Source organism: Streptomyces sp. HSG2 (genome assembly GCF_016598575.1).
Lineage (GTDB): Bacteria > Actinomycetota > Actinomycetes > Streptomycetales > Streptomycetaceae > Streptomyces.
Window position 1 is genome coordinate 1,179,845 of record NZ_CP066801.1, and the last position, 20,295, is coordinate 1,200,139.

19 protein-coding genes and 1 pseudogene are annotated in these 20,295 nt (G+C 71.6%); 3 read left to right on the plus strand and 17 right to left on the minus strand.

All coding sequences use genetic code 11. The features are described from left to right. Nucleotides 1-246: 246 nt before the first annotated feature. A pseudogene (locus JEK78_RS04625) lies at nucleotides 247-810 on the plus strand (M23 family metallopeptidase); the annotation flags it as partial. A 106-nt stretch (nucleotides 811-916) separates the two neighbouring features. Here JEK78_RS04625 and JEK78_RS04630 read toward each other — a convergent pair. The 15 genes from JEK78_RS04630 to JEK78_RS04700 all read right to left on the minus strand — a co-directional run bounded on the left by JEK78_RS04630 (nucleotide 917) and on the right by JEK78_RS04700 (nucleotide 12,945). Beyond that, nucleotides 917-1,474, minus strand: a complete 558-nt coding sequence (locus tag JEK78_RS04630; protein WP_200263995.1) for a TetR/AcrR family transcriptional regulator — start codon at nucleotides 1,472-1,474, stop codon at nucleotides 917-919. A 128-nt stretch (nucleotides 1,475-1,602) separates the two neighbouring features. After that, a complete protein-coding gene (gene whiG, locus JEK78_RS04635) occupies nucleotides 1,603-2,445 on the minus strand; it encodes an RNA polymerase sigma factor WhiG (protein WP_200262822.1) in 843 nt (280 codons plus the stop codon). A 273-nt stretch (nucleotides 2,446-2,718) separates the two neighbouring features. Then, nucleotides 2,719-3,888 (minus strand): DNA-processing protein DprA, encoded by a 1,170-nt coding sequence (gene dprA / locus JEK78_RS04640; RefSeq protein WP_200262823.1) that lies wholly within the window; start codon nucleotides 3,886-3,888, stop codon nucleotides 2,719-2,721. Beyond that, nucleotides 3,888-5,510, minus strand: coding sequence for a YifB family Mg chelatase-like AAA ATPase (locus JEK78_RS04645; protein WP_200262824.1), 1,623 nt, complete (start codon nucleotides 5,508-5,510; stop codon nucleotides 3,888-3,890). The genes dprA and JEK78_RS04645 overlap by 1 nt, the downstream gene beginning before the upstream one ends. Further along, on the minus strand, nucleotides 5,510-5,881 hold the full coding sequence (locus tag JEK78_RS04650; protein ID WP_200262825.1) for a YraN family protein: 372 nt from the start codon (nucleotides 5,879-5,881) through the stop codon (nucleotides 5,510-5,512). Before JEK78_RS04650 ends, JEK78_RS04645 begins: the two co-directional genes overlap by 1 nt. A gap of 120 nt (nucleotides 5,882-6,001) precedes the next feature. Further along, nucleotides 6,002-6,310: a DUF2469 domain-containing protein gene (locus JEK78_RS04655; protein WP_003965949.1), complete on the minus strand. Its 309-nt coding sequence runs from the start codon at nucleotides 6,308-6,310 to the stop codon at nucleotides 6,002-6,004. Nucleotides 6,311-6,742: 432 nt separating this feature from the next. After that, entirely contained in the window at nucleotides 6,743-7,630 is an 888-nt protein-coding gene (gene lepB, locus JEK78_RS04660; protein ID WP_347341200.1) for a signal peptidase I, read from the minus strand. Beyond that, the gene (gene lepB / locus JEK78_RS04665) at nucleotides 7,587-8,744 is read right to left on the minus strand and encodes a signal peptidase I (protein ID WP_242483268.1); all 1,158 of its coding nucleotides are present in this window, start codon (nucleotides 8,742-8,744) and stop codon (nucleotides 7,587-7,589) included. The genes lepB (JEK78_RS04660) and lepB (JEK78_RS04665) overlap by 44 nt, the downstream gene beginning before the upstream one ends. Continuing rightward, nucleotides 8,737-9,483, minus strand: a complete 747-nt coding sequence (lepB, locus tag JEK78_RS04670) for a signal peptidase I (RefSeq protein ID WP_200262827.1) — start codon at nucleotides 9,481-9,483, stop codon at nucleotides 8,737-8,739. Before lepB (JEK78_RS04670) ends, lepB (JEK78_RS04665) begins: the two co-directional genes overlap by 8 nt. Nucleotides 9,484-9,527: 44 nt before the next feature. After that, nucleotides 9,528-9,878 carry a 50S ribosomal protein L19 gene (gene rplS, locus JEK78_RS04675; RefSeq protein WP_200262828.1) on the minus strand — a complete coding sequence of 117 codons (351 nt, stop codon included), beginning with the start codon at nucleotides 9,876-9,878 and terminating at the stop codon, nucleotides 9,528-9,530. A gap of 138 nt (nucleotides 9,879-10,016) precedes the next feature. Beyond that, a complete protein-coding gene (trmD, locus tag JEK78_RS04680) occupies nucleotides 10,017-10,850 on the minus strand; it encodes a tRNA (guanosine(37)-N1)-methyltransferase TrmD (RefSeq protein WP_200262829.1) in 834 nt (277 codons plus the stop codon). Next, a complete protein-coding gene (gene rimM, locus JEK78_RS04685; RefSeq protein WP_200262830.1) occupies nucleotides 10,850-11,395 on the minus strand; it encodes a ribosome maturation factor RimM in 546 nt (181 codons plus the stop codon). The genes trmD and rimM overlap by 1 nt, the downstream gene beginning before the upstream one ends. A 78-nt stretch (nucleotides 11,396-11,473) precedes the next feature. Next, nucleotides 11,474-11,713 (minus strand): RNA-binding protein, encoded by a 240-nt coding sequence (locus JEK78_RS04690; RefSeq protein WP_200262831.1) that lies wholly within the window; start codon nucleotides 11,711-11,713, stop codon nucleotides 11,474-11,476. Between the two features lie 2 nt (nucleotides 11,714-11,715). Then, nucleotides 11,716-12,132 carry a 30S ribosomal protein S16 gene (rpsP, locus tag JEK78_RS04695; protein ID WP_200262832.1) on the minus strand — a complete coding sequence of 139 codons (417 nt, stop codon included), beginning with the start codon at nucleotides 12,130-12,132 and terminating at the stop codon, nucleotides 11,716-11,718. A gap of 216 nt (nucleotides 12,133-12,348) precedes the next feature. Then, on the minus strand, nucleotides 12,349-12,945 hold the full coding sequence (locus JEK78_RS04700) for a hypothetical protein (protein WP_200262833.1): 597 nt from the start codon (nucleotides 12,943-12,945) through the stop codon (nucleotides 12,349-12,351). 653 nt (nucleotides 12,946-13,598) lie between these two features. On the opposite strand from JEK78_RS04700, the gene JEK78_RS04705 reads away from it, so the two are divergent. Beyond that, nucleotides 13,599-14,414, plus strand: a complete 816-nt coding sequence (locus tag JEK78_RS04705) for a methyltransferase domain-containing protein (protein ID WP_242483269.1) — start codon at nucleotides 13,599-13,601, stop codon at nucleotides 14,412-14,414. Nucleotides 14,415-14,671: 257 nt separating this feature from the next. Further along, the gene (locus JEK78_RS04710; protein WP_242483270.1) at nucleotides 14,672-15,949 is read left to right on the plus strand and encodes a cytosine permease; all 1,278 of its coding nucleotides are present in this window, start codon (nucleotides 14,672-14,674) and stop codon (nucleotides 15,947-15,949) included. Between the two features lie 173 nt (nucleotides 15,950-16,122). Here the strand turns inward: JEK78_RS04710 and ffh are convergent, their stop codons facing one another. Continuing rightward, nucleotides 16,123-17,670 (minus strand): signal recognition particle protein, encoded by a 1,548-nt coding sequence (ffh, locus tag JEK78_RS04715; protein ID WP_200262836.1) that lies wholly within the window; start codon nucleotides 17,668-17,670, stop codon nucleotides 16,123-16,125. A 158-nt stretch (nucleotides 17,671-17,828) separates the two neighbouring features. Beyond that, entirely contained in the window at nucleotides 17,829-20,291 is a 2,463-nt protein-coding gene (locus tag JEK78_RS04720) for a [protein-PII] uridylyltransferase (protein ID WP_200262837.1), read from the minus strand. Between the last annotated feature and the right edge of the window lie 4 nt (nucleotides 20,292-20,295).

Consider the following 20,295-nt stretch of genomic DNA (forward strand, 5'->3'; position numbering starts at 1 on the left):
CACAAGGGACCGAGGGGCGCTGACACGAGCTTCGACGAGCGCGTGTCGGGGCGTGCGAAGTCGACCCGGTCACCCGGGCCGCCAGCAGAAGTGTACGGGACCCGCGAGCCCTCGGGTGACGCCCCTGTCCACAACCGGTGAGTAGTCCACAGCGTCCGTCGGCAGCCACCACGCGGAGGGGAGAGTTCGGTCATGAGACGGCGGCGACGGCACACCGGGGCCACTCTCCCGGCCTTGACCCTGATCATGACGGTCCTTCCGGCGCTCTTCCTCGGCGTGGGCGCCCGCCCGTCGGAGCCGACGGCGGCGGGGAGACCCGCGCCGACCCCGGGATCGTTCGGCGACGACGCGAGCGTCCCCGCCCTCGGGGTGCGCCGACCGGTCGACACCTCGCCACCGGTGATCCTGCGCGGCTGGGAACCCCCGGCGACGCCCTACGCGGCGGGCCACCGGGGGGTCGACCTGGCCGCGCCACCGGGGACGCCGGTGCGCGCCGTGGCGGCCGGACGGGTCTCCTTCGCGGGCCGGGTGGGTGGCCGGGGCGCCGTCTCGGTGGAACTGGCCGGCAGCGGAAACCCTCCGCTGCGTACGACGTACCTTCCCGTGCGGCCGAGCGTGGCGAGCGGCCGGACGGTCGCGGCCGGCGACACGGTGGGCACGATCGAACCGGACACATCGAAGCCCGCAGTCCGCCACTGTCCCCGGTCGTGCCTGCACTGGGGCCTGCGTCGCGGCGACGCCTACCTGGATCCGCTTCTCCTGATGCCGCCCGGGTTTCCGGGGACCGGGCCTTCACGACTTCTGCCGATCCCCGAGCCGGGGGCTCCAGGGCGCGGGGCGAGCCGCCGACGCCCAGGACCTCGGCACCGGGACGCCGGGCGAGGGCACGCGGCCAGACCTCCACACGCCCCGCACCTCACATCCGGACCCCGCGCAACACCATGGCGACGGCCGCGTCCACGACCTGGGGCGGGTCCTCCGCCGCGCCCAGCTCGATCCGTCGGACGGCCGCGTCCACGACCCCCTGAAGCAAGGACGCGGCGAGTCTCGGGCGGTCGTGGCCCATAGTCGCCAGGGCGGCGACGACGATGGTGATCAGCGCTCCGTGCGCTGCGCGGATCCGCTCCCGCGCCCCCGCGTCCAGTTCGCTCGCGGAGATGGCCACCACGGCGCGGTGCCGACGGTCCCCCACCATCTCCAGTTGGGCGCGCACATACGCCTCCACCCGGGCCTCGGGACTCGCCTCACGGGCCACGGCGGCCTCGACCTCGGCGGCCCAGACGGGGAAGTCGACGGCGCACAGTTCCTCGATGACGGCCGCCCGCGATCCGAAGTACTCGTAGACGGAGGACCGGGCCAGCCCGGTGCGCTCCGCCAGGGCGGGGAAGGTCAGCGCCTCCGTTCCGCCTTCGGACAACAGGGAGCGTGCCGCGTCCAGCAAGGCGGCGCGCTGCATCGACCGGTGCGCGGCCACCGAGGCCGCTCTGATCCTTGGCACCGCTCCACTGTACGGACGGGCGCCGCGGCACGGGACCGGATCCACCCGACCCCCGGCACCGGCCCCGCCCTCGGCCACCGGCAGGCTCGCCGCGGCGGGGCCGGTCAGCGACCGAAGCCGGCCAGCTTGGCACGCAACTGCAGGACGGACTTCGTGTGGATCTGGGACACCCGACTCTCGGTCACCCCCAGGACGTTTCCGATCTCGGCGAGGGTGAGACCTTCGTAGTAGTAGAGAGTGACCACGGTTTTCTCCCGGTCGGGCAGGGAGGTGATCGCCCGAGCCAGGAAGCGCCGCAGCTCCCGGTCCTCGGCCACCTCGACCGGGTCGGCGGCGTCGGTGTCCTCCAGGGTGTCCAGGAAGGTCAGGCGGTCGCCGCCGTCCGTCCCGGCGTGCAACAGGTCCTCCAGGGCCACGACATTGGCCAAGGACAGCTGCCGGAAGACGGCGTGGAGATCCTCCACGGGCATCGCCAGCTCCTCGGCCACCTCGGCCTCCGACGGCGTCCGCCGCAGGCGCGACTCCAGCGTGGCGTAGGCCCGCTCCACGTTGCGTGCCTTCTGTCGGACGGACCGCGGGATCCAGTCGAGGGCCCGCAACTCGTCGATGATCGCCCCTCTGATCCGGGTGATCGCGTACGTCTCGAACTTGATCTCCCGGTCGACGTCGAACTTCTCGATGGCGTCGATCAGTCCGAAGACTCCGGAGGAGACGAAGTCGGCCTGCTCGACGCTGGGCGGGAGACCCACGCCCACGCGACCAGCCACGTACTTGACCAGGGGCGAGTAGTGCAGGATCAGTTGCTCCCTCAGCCGCACGTCCCCCGTCGTCTTGTAGGACCGCCACAACTCGTCGAGAGCCGAGGGGGCGGGCGGCCGGGCGCTTCGCCCGGTCCGGACGGCTGGGGAGGTGGCCGCCCGGTCGGGTCCGGAGAGGTGCTGGGGCATTCGTCGCCTTGTGCCGTTCTGCCGTTCTGCCGTGATGGCGTGCTGCCTTGCGTGGTCGTGACACGTCTGGATCGGTGCGCCCGTGAGGGGCATCGTGAGCGTAGCGTGACTGGACGGTGGCTTTGAGCGAAGGTCGGAGTGTGGGACATCGCGGATACGTTCCTCGCGCGCCAGTCCGAGAGGCCGCCACCGTCGAGAGCACACTCCCGCTTCCCTCAACTACACGTGCTCCCAACGGTGTCGGGCGTCCCTCGGACGGCCGAACGACCTGGGTCAGCCCCCGACGGCCTCGCCTCGACCCGTGGCTCTGCCCTGGCGTGTCAACTTCCAACCATCGACGTGTCGTTCGACATGGCCGAGCGCCCGAAGCTCGTACAGCCGGGCGAGTGCGTCACCCTCCACGGTCTGCGCCCGACAGGCGACGTCCGCCGCGGACACGGTCCCGCCGGCGGGCAAGGCCTCCAGCACCCGCCGGGCCGGTGACGGCAGGAGATCACGAGGGATCACGGGTCCGCGGCGCTCGGGAGCGAGTTCACCCATCGCTCCGACCAGTTCGACGATGTCGGCGGCGTCGGTGACGAGCTCGGCCTCCTCCCGTAGCAGACGGTGGACTCCGGCCGAGCAACCGCTGGTGGCAGGCCCCGGGACCCCCATGACGAACCGCCCCAGACGCGAGGCCGCTCGCGCCGTCACCAACGACCCGCTTCGGTAGGCGGCCTCCACCACGACCGTCCCTCGGGTCAGCGCGGCGATCAGGCGGTTGCGGAGCAGGAAGCGCGTGGCCGTGGGATGGTCTCCCGGCGGCAGCTCTCCGACCACCAGCCCCTGCTCGGCGACACGGTCGAGCAGTCGGCTGTGTCCCCGGGGGTAGGGTCGGTCCAGACCCGAGGCGAGGACCGCGATGGTGGCGCCGCCGACGCCCAGGGCACCGCGATGCGCGGCGCCGTCGACGCCATAGGCTCCGCCCGACACCACCACCCACCCTCGTTCGGTGAGGTCCGCCGCCAGGGTGGCCGCCATGTGCGCGCCGTACTGGGTACAGGCGCGCGCCCCGACCACGGCCACCGACCGCAGGGCCCAGATGCGCAGATCCGGTCGGCCGCGCACCCACAGCCCCAGCGGTCGGGCGTCGCCGAGATCCTCGAGCGGTCCCGGCCACTCCAGGTCGTCCGGGATCAGGAAGCGCATCCCCGCCTTCCGGGCCGCGGAGAGATCGAGATCCGGCCGAGCCCGCCGAGCCCGGGCCCGCAGCCCCGCCCAACGTCGAGGCCCGACGCCCGGGAGGGCGGGTCCTTCCTCCGTCAGTCGGCGCGCGACCTCCACGAGACCGATCTCGCGGAGCCAACGCCCTCCGAGCTCGTCGCCCGGTTCGAACACCCGGGTGAGGAAGATCCTGTCCAGGCGTTCGTCCTCGCCGAACCGGGGCGGGTGGGTACGAGGCATCACGTGAAGGATCCGATGGACACGGGAACGCCGCTCGGCACTCCTGTACGCAGTTGCAGCGCGAGCCCCACGTCCTCGGCACGAGGCCGGTCGTGGCCGGAGAGGTCCGCCACCGTCCAGGCCACCCGCAACACGCGGTCGAGTCCTCGCGCGGTCAACGAGCCTCGCTCCAGACCGCGCTCCGCCCGGTCGAGGGCGCCGGGAGCCGGGGGCCACCGATCGCGCAGCTCTCGGCCCGGGACCTCGGCGTTGCTCCGCCAAGGCGTGCCGGCGAGCCGGGCGGCGGTCCGCTCCCGGGCGCCGCGGACCCGGTCCGCGACCCGCGCGGTGGAATCGCCTCGGGCCCCGGCCTCGGTGAGCTGGGCCCGGGTGACACGTTCCACCTCCACCCTCAGGTCGACCCTGTCCAGGAGTGGGCCGGACAGGCGGGCCTGGTACCTGCGGATGGCCGAGGGCGGGCACTCGCAGAGAGCGTCCTCCCGAGCGAGACGCCCACAAGGGCAGGGATTCGCCGCGAGCAGCATCAGGAACCTGGCCGGATAGCGAACCATGCCCGCACTGCGTGCCACGACGACGTGGCCGTTCTCCAGTGGCTGCCGAAGAGCGTCCAAGGCATGCCGGCTGAATTCGGGCGCCTCGTCGAGAAAGATCACGCCTCGATGGGCCAGCGAGACGGCTCCGGGTCGCGCGACACCGGGGCCACCGCCCACCAGGGCCTGCATGGTGGCCGAGTGATGGGGCGCGCAGTAGGGAGCGGAATCGATCAACGGTCTTCCTGGTGGCAGCAGCCCGGCCACGGAGTGGACCGCGGTCACCTCCAGCGACTCCCGGCGGGTCAGCGGCGGCAGCACGGCGGGAAGCCGCTCGGCGAGCATGGTCTTGCCCGCACCCGGCGGACCCTCCAGGAACAGGTGGTGCGAGCCCGCCGCGGCGATCTCCAACGCGGTCCGTGCCACCCGCTGACCCACCACGTCCGAGAGGTCGGGCACCGTCTCGTGTGGAAGGATCCCCGCCATCACCCCGGTGGCATCGGTCGTCCCGGGCAGTCGGAGTCCGGCCCTCGAAGGGTCGGGGCGCCGGCCGAGCGCGGGCTCCTCGTCGGGGGCCGGCTCGTCGGCCAGGATCGCCACCAGTTGCCTGAGGCTGCGCACACCGAGCACGGAGACGCCCGGCACGAGCGACGCCTCGACCGCGGAGCTCTCGGGTACCACGACGCGCTCGTAGCCCGCCTCGGCCGCGGCCAGGACCGCGGGCAGGACGCCCCGGACCGGCCGAGCCCCGCCGTCGAGGCCGAGCTCGCCGATCATGACGATGTCCGCCAGCGCACGAGGGTCCACGCGCTCCGCGGCACCGAGCACGGCCGCGGCGACGGCGATGTCGAACCCGCTGCCGCTCTTGGGCACCGATGCCGGACTGAGTCCGACGGTGAGCTTCTTCTGCGGCCACTCGATGCCCGAGTTGACGACGGCGGCCCGGACGCGGTCCCGGCTCTCGGTGAGGCTTTTGTCCGGCAGCCCGACCAGGGTGAAGGCCGCGACACCCGGTTCCAGCCCCGCCTGGACCTCGACTGGCACACCCTCCACCCCGACCAACGCCACGGAGCAGGTGCGCGCGAACCCCATCACGCCACCCCCTTGGCGTGCTCGACGAGGGGCCCGCCCCGACGGGGCAACACGATTCCCACGAGGTCGATTCGGATGCCGCCCGGCGGCGCGCCCCCATGGTGGTGCGCCCAGGTCGCCGCGAGATCACGGAGGCGCGCGACCTTGGCGGGTGGGACGGCCGCCATCGGTTGGGGGAGCACGCCCGCTCGACGGGTCTTGACCTCGCAGACGACCAGGACGTCGCCGTCTCGGGCGACGATGTCGATCTCTCCCGTGCGGCCGCCGCGCCAGTTGCGCGCCAGCAGCGTCATGCCCGCCTGGGCCAATCGGCGAGCCGCCAGGTCCTCGCCGTACCTGCCGAGAGCCCTGCGTGCCTGTGGGGTGGTCATGTCGGCACCTCCTTCGGTGGTGCCAACGGTCGCGCCTTCCCGGCTCGACAGTGGATCTTGGTGGACCGGCGGGCGGGTGTGGAAAACTTCGCCACTCGGCCGGGTGATGCGGTGACGCGGTCAGCCGCCCGGCAGTTCGAGGTCGCTCTTGTTCAGCTCCTCGATATTGACGTCCTTGAAAGTGAGGACCCGTACCTGCTTCACGAATCGCGCGGGCCGGTACATGTCCCAGACCCAGGCGTCGGCCATGGAGACCTCGAAGAAGACCTCGCCCTGGACGGAGTGCACCTGCATCTCGTAGTCGTTGGTCAGGTAGAAGCGGCGCTCCGTCTCGATCACGTACTTGAACAGACCGACGACATCGCGGTACTCCCGGTAGAGCTTCAGCTCCATCTCGGTCTCGTACTTCTCGAGGTCCTCGGCGCTCATGGCATGTTCCCCTTCAGCCGTGCGTCCCCCCATTGTGCGCCGGCCCCGCCGACCGCCAGTCGATTTCGGTGCGCGGAGTCGCCGGCCGGGACCGCGGGCGAGCCGCTCGCGCGGCAACGCGGTGTACGTGGTCGAGTACACCGTCTCACGAGCGGGGGCAGGCCCCGCGCGCGTCCCCCGGAGCACCCGAAGGGCCGGGCCACACGAGACGGCGTCCGCCGCCCGGCATCGGTCGTGATCAGAGGGTCGTCCGTCGCGGGGCTGGACGGCCACGCTCGTGGACCCGTCGAAGACGGGACCATGGCGTCGGCTCGCACGGACGGCCTGACGGTCGACGAAGCGTCGGCGGTCGTGGAGGGGGCGGGAGAGGGCGGACCGACCCCAGACGCTCGTGCCCGTCGTCCCGCGCGCCACTGCGGACCAGCGACGCGGTCAGCCCCGCGTTTCGTCCGCTCGGCGCGCCAGGGGCGTGTCGATCCTCCGGCGCTTCCAGAGGAGAAGCGGCGCGGCCCCGGCGAGGGCTGCTCCGTGCGGCGCCACGGACAGCAGTCGGGCAGCGGACGCCTGGTCGTTGAGGCCGGCCTGGTCGAAGGTCGAGGGGATCGGCAGGGTGTGCCAACGGTCGATCGGCCAGGCGACCACGATGGCTCGTCCGATCACATCCTCCACCGGCACCATGCCGCCGTTCTCGTCGCCGGTGTTGTAGCGCGAGTCGCGCGAGTTCTGCCGGTGGTCGCCCATGACCCAGATGAAGCCGTCCGGGACGGTTTTGTCGAACTGACCGCCCTGTTCGTCCACGCTGCAGGGCGTGTTGCCCGGGTAGACGTAGGGCTCGTCCAACGCCTTGCCGTTGACCATGACCGGGCCGGTGCCCTGGCACTGGACCCTGTCGCCGCCCACCGCGATGACCCGCTTGATCAGGTCCTGCTCCTCGGCGGACGGCATCAGGCCGATCCAGCTAAGGAAGGTCTGCAAAGCGTTCGGATCGGCGGTGGGCTCGCCCGCGAGCCAGTCGTCGGGGTCGTGGAAGACGACGACCTCGCCCCGCTCCGGCTCGGATCCGAACCAGGGCGTCAGCTTGTCGACGAGTACCCGGTCGCCCTCGGTGAGGGTGTTCTGCATCGACGCGGACGGGATGGAGAAGGCCTGGACCAGGAACGTCTTGATGAGGAGGGCGAGCACCAAGGCGACACCGATCAGGATCGGCAGTTCCTTCCAGAAGGAACGCTGCTTCTTCGCCTGTCCTCCGCCGGGGGACGCTCGTCGGCCGCCCTCTTCACCAGCGCCGGCGCGTCCGTCCTCGGACCCGTCGTTCGTCACCGCGCCACCCTCTGTCGCCGGTCCGTCGTTCTCCGGGGTGGAAGCGCCGCCCGCGCCCGTGGTAGCCGCTTCCACGGACCGCCCGCGGTCGTCTTCGCCACCCTGTCCGGACCGTGCGCCAACCGCCACATCCCCCACGCCAACTCCTTCTTCCGTGCCGCCGCCCGCGCCGTGCGCGGCGCGGGCCCAGTACTCCCATAACGAGCGGGAGTACCGCAGGGATCGGGAGCCAGATCATCTCTTTCGCATCGTAGGCGCCAACCCTATGCGAAGCGGCGGAGGCGACTCCCGCGGGGGATTCCGCGTCGGGCACGGCGGCATAGGTGTCCGGCCTGTCCAGGGTGGCCCAGTGCCCGAACGGCCACGCGATGAGCATGGCCCGCCCCAGCACGTCGTCCTTCGAGACCGTACCGGAGTAGGTCTCCTGGTGTTCCCTGGAGTCGGCGGAGGCGGAGCGGTGGTCGCCCATGACCCACAGCCGGCCGTCCGGGACGGTGATGTCGAACTCCTCGCGGGAGGGCAGGTCCCCGGGGTAGAGGTAGGCGCGCTCGTCCAGCGGGACGCCGTTGACGGTGACGCGGCCCTCCGCGTCGCAGCAGCGGACACGGTCACCGCCCACACCCACCACCCTCTTGATCAGATCCTGCTCGTCGTCCGACGGCAACAGACCGATCAGGGCCAGGCCCTTCTTGACCTGCCCGACGACGAGGGGGTCGTCGGAGACCGGAGTACCCTCCCCTCGCAGCCAGCCGCCGGGATCGCTGAAGACGACCACGTCTCCCCGCTGCGGCTCGGCCCCGAACCATGGGGTGAGCTTGTCGACGATGACCCGGTCTCCGACCCGGATGGTCTGCTCCATGGACCCGGAGGGGATCACGAAGGCCTGGAGCAGGAAGGTCTTGAGGACCAGCGCGATCAGCACGGCCACGCCGACGAGAAGCGGCACCTCCTTCACGGCTCCGCTCCTGCGCCGCCGCCTGACCTTGCGCTGGAGCTTCCGCCGCTCCGCGCGGGAGCGACCGCCGGACGGTTCCCTGGCCCTCCTGGTGCCGGTGGGCAAGAGGCTCTCCGCGGAACCGGCGGCCCCCCCGCGCGGCTTGCCGCGACTACCCACGGGGCCCCTCCGGGACGCCTTGGTCGAGGTCCACCGGAGAAAGCCGACCGACCGACGGCGGGCCCGCCGCTCGTTCCAGGCGGGAGGCGTGGTCGCGGGGCCACACGATCCAGTCGGCGCGGCCGATCACCCGATCCGCCGGGACCATGCCACCCCCCGGCGAGCCCAGCAGGTCGCGCGAGTCGCGCGAAGCGGAACGGTGGTCGCCGAGGAGGAACAGCCTGCCCTCGGGCACCCGCACGTCGAAGTCCACGGCGGAGGCGCTGTCACCCGGGTGAAGGAACGTCGACTCGTCGACGGACCGTCCGTTCACCCGAAGCCTCCCCTCCTCGTCGCAGCAGGTCACACGGTCCCCGCCGACGCCCACGACGCGCTTGACGTAGACGCCGTCCCCGAAGTGGCCCGTACCGTCGAAGACGACGATGTCGCCGCGCATCGGCCGGTCATCGAAACGGTACGCCAACTTGTTGGCGAGTACGCGGTCTCCCACCGCCAAGGTGGGCTCCATGGATCCACTCGGGATCCTGAAGGGCTGCGCGACGAAGGCGGAGAGCGCCGGGGGGAACACTGCCAAGGCCAGCAGAACACACGTGACCAGGCCGCCCGGCACCAGGCGCGTGATCCGCCGTGGAACGAGCGAACGCGACCGCCCTCCTCGTTCCCTCGGAACCGAGATCTCCTCGGGCGAGGGGGAACGGGTCGAACGGTCGCGCTCGGGCCGATTCGGTGGGGTCTCCATCGAAGTCAGACGCCGTCCACGACGATGGACACGCCGAGGCGCGATCAGTTCTCGCGCTTCTCCTTGATCTTCGCGGCCTTGCCCCGAAGGTCACGCAAGTAGTAGAGCTTGGCGCGCCGGACAGCGCCCCGGGTGACCAGCTCGATCTTCTCCACGATCGGGGTGTGCACCGGGAAGGTGCGCTCCACGCCGACGGAGAAGGAGACCTTGCGAACCGTGAAGGTCTCGCGCACGCCGGAGCCCTGGCGACGGATGACCACACCCTTGAACTGCTGCACACGGGAGCGGTTGCCTTCGATGACCCGCACGTGCACGTTGACCGTGTCACCGGGGCGGAAGGCGGGGATGTCGCTGCGCAGCGACGCGGCGTCGACGGTGTCGAGCACGTGGGACATGTGGACTGCTTTCCTCGCCGATGCCACGGGTCATCAGCGGAACGTAGAGGTTCGATTCGGTGCCGCGCGAGTCGGGGCGGGCGTCGTCTCCCCCCGTGGCAGGGGCGCCCACCGGACATGCGTACGACCGGCAGCGGCCTATTCTTCCACGAGGTCGCCCCGGCGCCAAAACCGGCCGCGACGCTCCCCTCGCGGATCCGGTTCCCAACCCAGGACCGACAGTGTCTCGCGATCCCGCCGGTCGAAGGTCTCCGGCGGGCACCGCTCGATCAGATCGGGACGGTGGGCGGCGGTCCGCTCCAGTGCCGCGTTCCTACGCCACCTGGCGATGCGGCCGTGGTCCCCGCTGAGCAACACCTCCGGAACCGCCCGGTCCCGCCACCGCGGCGGCTTGGTGTAGACCGGCCCCTCCAACAGGTCGGCCATGGCGCCGGGCGCGAAGGAGTCGTCCCGGTGGGACTGCGCGTTGCCCAGCACTCCGGGCAGCAGGCGTGCGACCGCCTCGATGATCACGAGCACGGCGGCCTCGCCGCCGGCGAGGACGTAGTCGCCGATGGACACCTCGTACACCGGCATCCTCGCGGCGTACTCGTCCACGACCCGCCGGTCGATGCCCTCGTACCGGGCGGGCGTGAAGATCAGCCAGGGACGCTCCGAGAGGCGACCGGCGAGTTCCTGGGTGAAGGGGCGCCCCGAGGGTGTGGGCACGACGAGCGCCGGCCGGCGACCGCCCCGTTCGTAGCCGTCGGCCAACACCGTGTCCAGGGCGTCGCCCCAGGGCTCGGTCTTCATGACCATGCCGGGCCCGCCCCCGTATGGCGTGTCGTCGACCGTGTGGTGCCGGTCGTGGGTCCAGTCGCGCAGATCGTGAACGTGGACTCCCAACCGGCCTCGGGCACGCGCCTTGCCGACCAGGGAGACGTTCAACGGCTCCAGGTACTCGGGGAAGATGGTGACGACGTCGAGGCGCATCAGGCGTCGCCCTCGTCGGGTACCGGGGCGCCGACCGCCTCGTCGATCAGCCCGGGCGGCGGGTCGACGACCGCGCGCTGCGCGTCGAGGTCGATCTCGGTGACGATCTCGCCGACGAACGGCACGTAGACCTCGCCACCGTCCGCCCGCTCCACCACGAACAGGTCCTGGGTGGGCAGGTGGGAGATCCCGGTGATCCTGCCGACCGGCGTGCCGTCGACGGTGACCACGTCCAGGTCGATCAACTGGTGATCGTAGTACTCGTCCTCCCCGTCGGGTCGTTCGTCCGGGTCGACCTCGGCGATCAACAGAGTGTTGCGCAGTGCCTCCGCGGCACCGCGGTCCCGGATTCCGACGAAGCGCAGCAGCAACCGACCGCTGTGGACACGACCGGTCTCGATGGTCAGGGGGCCGACGGCGGGGGGGTCGGTCGCCAGGACGGCACCGGGGCCGAGCCGGAGCTCCGGCTCGTCGGTGCGCACCTCGACACTCACCTCGCCCCTGATGCCGTGGGCACGACCGATGCGCGCGACTACCAACTGCACTGTGTGATCTCCTGTCCCACGACCACGGGCCGGGGAGGGCCGACGGCCCTCCCCGGCCCGAGCCGGTGCTGCGAAGCTTCAGCGGACGTGATCCACGTCGACCAAATCGACGCGGACGCCCCGGCCGCCGATGGCGCCCACGACGGTACGCAACGCGCGTGCGGTGCGACCGTTGCGGCCGATCACCTTGCCGAGGTCCTCGGGGTGTACCCGAACCTCCAACACGCGGCCGCGCCGCAGGGTGCGCGACGCCACCCGCACATCGTCGGGGTTGTCGACGATGCCCTTCACGAGGTGCTCGAGAGCCTCCTCGAGCATGCTCAGGCCTCGGCGCCGGACTCGGCGGCGGCCTCGTCCTTCTTCTCAGCCTTCTTCTTCTGGGTGATCGCCTCACCCTTGCCCTCGTCCTCGCCGCCGAGCGCCTCGAACGTGGGTCGGGCCGCCTTCTCCGCCGGCTGCAGCAGCGGCGCCGGGGCGGGCTCGCCCTTGAACTTCTGCCAGTCGCCGGTCTTCTTCAGGATGGCGAGAACGGGCTCGGTCGGCTGGGCGCCGACCGAGAGCCAGTAGGCCACGCGGTCCGCGTCGACCTCCATCACCGACGGGTTGTACGTCGGGTGGTACTTGCCGATCTCCTCGATCGCACGGCCGTCACGGCGGGTGCGGGAGTCGGCGACGACGATGCGGTAGTGAGGCGAACGGATCTTGCCCAGACGCTTCAGCTTGATCTTGACTGCCACGGGAGTGGATTCTCCTGGATTGACGTGGTAGGGCACGGCGGGACGCCGCGTGGGGCTGCGGTACCCGAACTGCCCGATGGACGCGTCAGCCGGAGGAGAGAGGGATCCTGTGCGGCTGTCGAGTACAGCTGACCATTCTGCCACACGGCCCGGGCGGCCTCGGGACCGCTCCCGTTCCCCGACCTCGACCGGCGGCCACGAGACGCCGGTCGCGAGTCAGCCCGCCGCCGCGCCCACCGGTTCCGGGATCCGGAAGGGCTTCCCGCAGCCCCCACAGACGATCGGCGCCTGCGCCAGCACGGACGGGACGACCCGGACGTTGCGTCCACAGTCGCAGACGGCCTTGACCCGGACACCGCCCCCGGACGACCCGTGACGAGCGGCGGGGCCTCGGAAGGTCCGGGCGGAGTCCGCCTCGGTGGCCGCCGAGTGCGCCTTGAGCGCGCGGTGCAGGCGTTCGATGGTGGGCCGATAGCGGCGCTTCGCCTCGGCGCTGAGGGTGACCAGGGAGAAGCCGCTGCTGGGGTGGGGTTCCTCCGGGTGGTCCAGCCCCAGCTCCCCGGCGATCACCAGGAATCTGCGGTTGTGGTACCGCCCGGCTCGGGAGGTGTCACGGACTCCACGGGCGGCGGCGATGCCGTGGACCGCCTCGTGGAGCAATCGCTCGAAGGAGAGTCCGTGCCCGCAAGCGGACGACGACTCCCCGATCAGGGACTCGGGCGCGGCGAGATCCGGCAGTTCGGGGTGGTGCCGCTGAATGTCGGCCCACGCCCGCGCCAGCTCTGCGGCGAGAACAGGTGGTGTCGTGCTCACGTAATGACAACGAGCCCGGGTGCCTCGGTGTTCCGATTCCGGGGCATCGCAAATATTTTGCTCGTACCCGTCAGTTTCCGTTGATGCTTCCGGACGAGGGCGGCTGCGCGGTTCTGCGGACAAGTCTCGCGTCTCATGGCAAGCCGGTGCGTAGCTCGCGCTACGCACGCACCGGTAGCGGGCCCCATCGAGGTCCCACCGAACGCCCGAGGGGGTCGCGGAGCGGGAACGGCACCTTCGGCGAGCGTCCAACGTCACCGTGACGGTACCCAGTGGCCAGCGGGAGGGAGCCACCGGGGCCCGTGCGACCGGTGCGACGGACAGGCACCGGACCATCGCGCGAGGCCCGGGGGGCCGGGACGGGAGCCCGCTCGCACGCGTCCGGACGACCCGTGACGAACGGACCCCCGCCACCCCTGGACGCGAGGCCGAGCCGGCGGTTTCCTGACCTACGGGGGGAATGCGTGCGCTCACCCGGGGTCACGACCCCGGGTGCAGCGACAGCCGACGGACTCTCGTCGATCGGAGCGTTCTCGATGGCACCTGTGCTCACGGCACCCGCACACGCGCGCCGCCCTCTCCCGCCCGGGACCGGAGGATCCCCGAGAGAGGCTCCCTGCCCCGCCAGGGACTGGTCGGAGATCCAGGAACGGATGTTCGTCCCCCTCTACGAGGCGGTGTACCGGCGACTCGCCGTGGGGGCCGGGACGCGCCTGCTGGGAGTGGGCTGCGGATCCGGCCTGGCACTGCTGATGGCCACCGCGCTGGGCGCCAGAGTGACCGGCGTCGACGCGGACCCGGAACGCCGCGCGCTCGCGCGCGAGCGATTGGACCCGCGTACGCGGGACACCGGACGGGTTCCGACCCGCCACACCGGGCAAGGTGGGCCCCTGGAGGGCGGTCGGGGCCTGCCCCCGAACCGCGGTCGGGCCCCCGGGGGCGGGAACGTCGTCGGCGAGGCACATGCGCTGCACGGGACGGCGGACGGCCCGTACACCGTGGTGACCGCATTGGAACCGATCGGCCTCGGGACCGATCTCGACGCCGTCGTGGAGTCGCTGACGGCGGCGATCCGGCTGGCCGAGCACCAGACGCCGGTGGTGCTGACCGGCTGGGGGCCGACGGAGCGGTGCACGACGCCCTCCGTGCTGGCGACGGTCGCCCGTCTCGCCCAGGCATCGGACGGGGCCGCCTCGGAAACCGACGGCGACGCCGCGCTGCGGGAGGTGGCCCGTCGAACAGGGCTCGTCCCCGACGGCTCCGGGGAAGTCTCCTGCCCGTTCGGCTACGCGGATGTCGACAGCGCCGTCCGGGGGCTGTGGTCGACGGGGTTGCTGAACGCCGCCTGCGAGGCGGACCGGTCGCTGGTCGAGAAGGAGTTGGCCGAGGCGCTCCAGCCGTATCGCCGCGCCGGCGGGGCGGTGTGGATGCCGAACGTCTTCCGCTACCTCGTCACACGCACGCGCTGAGCGCGGGGCGTTCCCGCCGGGAGGCCATCGTCCATGACTGAGGGGTGGGCGGCGTGGCGGGAGCGCGCCCGCACCGTGAGTTCGAGAGGCTGTCGCGGAGCCCTGCCGCCGCGCGGGCGAGGAACTCCTCGTCGGGCGCCGAGGGGCACCCGCACGCGGCTCCGCTTCGCAGACCCTTCGAACGTGGAGGAACGATGCACGGCTCGCGTGCGCGGGGCCGGTCCGCAAAGGCTCCGAGGAGCCTTGACGACTACACGATGAGACGCGTCCCGGAGCGGGCGAAGCGGGTGTGGTACGTCATGCTCGTACAGAGACTCGGCCAGCTCTCCGCGCTCACGCAGTTCATGATCGGCACGACCCTCGGCATGGGGATGACGTTCCGCGACGCGGTGATCGCGATCACCATCGGCTCCGTCTTCCTGGAACTCGTCACGATCCTGACCGGAATCGCCGGAATGCGGGAAGGTCTGCCGACAGCGCTGTTGGCACGCTGGACAGGCTTCGGCGGCGGAGGATCCGCGATCGTGGGCCTCGTCATCGTGCTCACCACCGTCGGCTGGTTCGGGATTCAGAACACGTTCCTGGCGCGGAGCCTGGAGCGGACCGTGGGCGGTCCGCAGTGGGCCTGGTGCCTGCTCGGCGGCGCCATCGTCATCGCGGTCGTCGTCTACGGATTCGCGTCGATGACGTGGGTGGCCTTCGCCGTGGTCCCACTGTTCCTTGCATTGATCGCGTTCACCGTGCTGCGGACCCTGAACGCCCACTCGCCGGCCGATCTGGTCACCTCTCCTCCTCCTGGGTCACCGCTGACCATCGGCGCGGGCGCCACCCTGGTCGCCGGTGGCTTCATCGTGGGCGCGATCTTCACGCCCGACATGACCCGCTTCAACCGAAGCGCGTCGGACGTGGTCAAACAGACCGTCGTCGGTGTGACCGTCGGCGAGTACACGGTCTGCCTCAGCGGAGTGCTGCTCGCCCACGCGACGGGATCCTCGGACATCGTGGCCATCGTGCTGGGCTCGGGCGGGGTGGTCGCCGCAGTGATCGTGATCACCGCCGTGCTGAAGGTGAACGACTGGAATCTCTACGCCTCCTCGCTGGCCACGGTGAACTCGGTCGATGTGCTCTTCGGAGGCAGGAGGCCATCGCGCGTCGTGGTCGCCGTGACCCTCGGCTCGGCCGGATCGGCCCTCTCGGCCGTAGGCATCATCGAGCAGTTCACACCGCTGCTGACGGCGATGGGGGTGGTTCTGCCACCGGTAGCGGGCATCATGATCGCCGAGTACTTCGTGGTGAGGACGTGGCGGGGAGCTCTCGACGACGCTCGTCGACGCGGCGAGCTGCCCGCCGAACCGCCACGATGGTCGATCCCCTGCCTGGCGGTGTGGGCCGCCTCCGCCGCGGGAGGTCACTGGCTCCAATTCGGCGTCCCGGCGCTGAACTCCATCGCCCTGGCCTTCGGGCTCTACTCCGCCCTGGGAAGACTCGGATCGACCGGCGGCACCCGCGGGACTCGAAGCGGGCGCACCGCATGAGGGCGTCCGACCGGGCCACCCCGGTGCGTCTCGACGCTCGCCCCCGCACGGGAGGACCGCGCTCGCGAAGCCGGGACCCGAGCCCACCAAGGGCTCGGGTCGGCCGCTCCGACGGCTCGACATCGCCGAGCGGCCGGAGTGTCAGCGGGTCAGCGGGTCAGCGGGTCAGCGGGTCAGCCCATGAACTTCTTGAACTCGTCCGGCAGTTCAAAGTCCTTGTCGCCCTGCTGCGGGAGACCGAAGGCACCACCGCTCTGCGCGGCGGCGCGCCTCGCCGCCTCTTCCTGTTCCTGCTGGCGGCGCTTCATGGGGTTGCCGGAGCGCTGCTTGCCCTTGGCCTTCTTCGCCTGCTTCTTCTGACGGCCGGGCCCGCCTCCCGCCCCGGGCATCCCCGGCATCCCGGGCATGCCGCCCCCCTGGGCCATCCGCGACATCATCTTGCGGGCCTCGAAGAACCGCTCGACCAGGCCCTTGACGGCGCTGACCTCGACCCCTGAACCGCGCGCGATACGGGCACGGCGCGAGCCGTTGATGATCGTCGGGTCCTGTCGCTCGCCCGGCGTCATGGACTTGATGATGGCGGCGGTGCGATCGACGTCCCGCTCGTCCAGATTGTTGATCTGGTCCTTGATCTGCCCCATGCCGGGGAGCATGCCGAGCAGCTTGCTGATGCTGCCCATCTTCCGGACCTGCTCCATCTGGGACAGGAAGTCGTCCAGAGTGAAGTCCTGGCCCTTCTTGGACGCCAGTTTGGAGGCCATCTTCTCGGCCTCTTCCTGACTGAACGTCTTCTCCGCCTGCTCGATCAGGGTGAGGAGATCACCCATGTCGAGGATGCGCGAGGCCATCCGGTCCGGGTGGAACGCGTCGAAGTCGTCGAGCTTCTCGCCGTTCGACGCGAACATGATGGGCTTGCCGGTGACCTGTCGGATCGACAGGGCCGCACCACCCCGGGCGTCGCCGTCGAGCTTGGACAGCACGACACCGTCGAAGCCGACGCCGTCGCGGAAGGCCTCCGCCGTGTTCACGGCGTCCTGGCCGATCATCGCGTCGACCACGAAGAGGATCTCGTCCGGCGAGACCGCGTCCCGGATGTCGGCGGCCTGCCGCATCATGTCCTGATCGATGCCGAGGCGACCGGCCGTGTCCACGATCACGATGTCGTGGACCTTGGCCTTGGCGTGTTCGACGGAGTCCCGGGCGACCTCGACCGGGTCGCCCACGCCGTTGCCCGGCTCCGGGGCGTAGACGGCCACGCCCGCGCGCTCGGCGACGACACCGAGCTGGTTCACGGCGTTGGGGCGTTGCAGGTCGCACGCGACGAGCAGAGGGGAGTGCCCCTGCTCCCGCAGCCAGCGCCCGAGCTTGCCCGCGAGCGTGGTCTTGCCCGCGCCCTGGAGACCGGCCAACATGATCACGGTGGGCGGCTGCTTGGCGAAGCGCAGCCGCCGGGTCTCGCCGCCGAGGATGGTGACGAGTTCTTCGTTGACGACCTTGATGAACTGCTGTGCCGGGTTGAGGGCCTTGGAGATCTCGGCTCCGAGTGCCCTTTCCTTGACGTTCTTGATGAACGTCCGGACGACGGGCAGGGCGACATCCGCCTCAAGGAGCGCGATACGGATCTCGCGCGCCGTGGCGTCGATGTCAGCCTCGGACAGCCTGCCCTTGCCGCGGAGGCTCTTGAACGTCGCGCTGAGGCGGTCGGAGAGGGTATCGAACACGGTGGCGTCGGTTCCTCGAAGTCGGAGTCGGTGTGGATCGCACTCCAGGGTATCCGGCGCGACGGGCGGATCGCCCCCGCCCGTCGTCTCGCCCCCGGCCCTTCACCGAGGACGTCCTCGGCGACCTCGCGCGCCCGGTGTGGGACACGCCACCCACGTCACCCCCGGAGTGCCCGCTCCAGGCCGCTCGCCAGCGACGCGGCGGCGTCCCCCGGCAGCGGTGCGCCGTCGCTCGCGGTGACGTAGAAGGCGTCGACCACGTTGGCCCCCAGCGTCGAGACGTGGGCGCTGCGCACCCGTACCCCCGCTGCCTCCAACTCCCGACCGATGCGATAGAGCAGACCCGGCGCGTCCTGGGCCCGGACCTCGATGACGGTGGCGTGCCTCGACGCGGCGGGCGCCACGGCGACCCGGGGCGGCGCGGCGACGACTCCCCGACGGCGCGGCTGCGCCGCGTCGCGCTCCGCCAGTCTGGCGCCGATGTCCAGAGCACCGTCCAGCGCCCTCACCACGTCCGCGCGGAGGCGGGCCGCCTGGGGTGGAGATCCGTACTCGGCGGCGATGCGCCACTCCAGCAGCAGCACGGCGTCGCCGACGCGGTCGGGGAGCGGCAGGGTGCGCAACTCCGCCGTGCGGACGGTCAGACGATGCGTGGCGAGCACTCCGGCCACCGCGGGCAACACCCCTGGACGGTCGGGCAGGGCGATCAGCAACTCGACCCCGAGGGGGCGCGGTGCGGCGTCGGAGGTCGTCCGGGGAACGGCGCACTCGGTCGGCGGTTCGGACCGCGTGCGCAGCGCCAGCACAGGGCCGTCGACGCGCCGAGCCTCCACGGCGAGCCGTTCCTGCTCGGCGGTGGGGGTGGCCGGCTCGGGGGCGGGGGCCGGATCGCCGAGGAGCGCCCCGGAGACCCGCTTCACCAGGTCCCCGACGAGCGAGGCACGCCAGGACGACCACGCGGCGGGACCCGTGGCGAGTGCGTCCGCCTCCGTGAGGGCGTGGAGGAGGTCGAGAGTGCTCTGTGATCGGACGGCGTCGACGACCACCCGGACGGTGGTGGGGTCGTCCAGATCCCGTCGAGTGGCGGTGTCGACGAGAAGCAGGTGGTGCCGGACCAGGGTGGCGACGACGGCCGCGTCCGCGCGGTCGAAGCCGATGCGGCCGGCCACGTCGGCGGCGATCGTCTCGCCGGCGACGCTGTGGTCCCCCGGCCATCCCTTGCCGATGTCGTGGAGGAGGGCGGCCACCAACAGCAGGTCGGGGCGGTACACGCGACGGGCGAGTGCCGAGGCTCGCACCACGGTCTCGATCAGGTGGCGGTCCACCGTCCAGACGTGCACCGCGTTGCGTTGCGGACGGCAACGGATCCGCTCCCAATCGGGCAGCAGGGCGCCGACGAGGCCCTCGGCCTCCAGGGCTTCCCAGACCTCGACGGTGGGTCGACCCGAGCCGAGCAGGGTCACCAACAGCTCCCGCGCCTCGGCGGGCCAGGGTGTGGGCAGCGGACGCGCCGTGGCGGCAAGGTGCCGGACGGCGTGCGGCGAGAGCGGGAGACCGGCCTGGGCCGCCGCCGCGGCGGCCCTCAGCGGCAGGACCGGGTCCCTGTCGGGCCGGGCCGCGCGGGCCAGCCCCACTTCACCGTCCTGCTCCACCACCCCTTCGGCCAACGGGGTGCGGGCTGCCGCGGTCCGGCCACCCGGAAGCAGGGCCCGTAGGCGGGGGCGGGCCGATCGGGAGCGCAGCACCCGGGTCACCTCGCGCCAGGTGACGTCGCTCGCGTACGAGACGACACGCGCCGCCTCGTACACCTGGCGCAGCAGGTTGTCGGCGTCGAGCAGCCCCAGGGCCGCCGCGACCTGGTCCTGTTCCTGGAGCGCCAGTCTGTCGGTGGCCCGGCCGGTGGACAGATGCAGGGCGTCGCGGACGTCGAGCAGTGTGCGGCGTGCCTCGCCCAACCCCCGGCGCGGGGCGTCGGCGACCCAGGAGGCGGCCACCGCTCGCAGGGCCGTGGTGTCGCGCAGTCCTCCGCGTGACTCCTTCAGGTCGGGTTCCAGCAGGAAGCGCAGCTCTCCTTGACGCGCGGCGCGTTCGGAGCACATCTCCCGCAACTCGGGGAGGCGGCGTGTGGCGTGGTTTCGCCAGTCGGCCAGGACGGTGGTGCGAAGCGCCGCGGTGAGGCCGAGATCGCCCGCGATGTGACGGGCGTCCAGCAGCCCGAGATGGACCTTGAGGTCCTCTCCCGCCGTCTCGCGCGCCTCGGCCGGTGTGCGCACGGAGTGGTCCAGGGAGAGGCCGAGATCCCAGACGGGATACCAGAGGCGGTCGGCCACCTCCGCGATGCGGCCGGACTCGGCCCCATGGTGGAGCAGGAGCAGGTCGAGGTCGCTACGCGGCGAGAGCTCGCCTCGCCCGTACCCTCCGATCGCGATCAGGGCCACGCCGGGCCGCCCGCGGGCAGCCGTCGTGAAGAGCCCGGCCAACCAGCGGTCGGTGGCCTCGGCGAGGGCCGCGCGTCGGACCGCCCCCGTCCGCGCGTCCTCGGTGAGGATGCGCAGGCGGGCCGCCGCGTATCCGCCCGCGCCGGCGTCCCCGGCCTCTTTCGTCACGTCCACACGTGCCACCCGG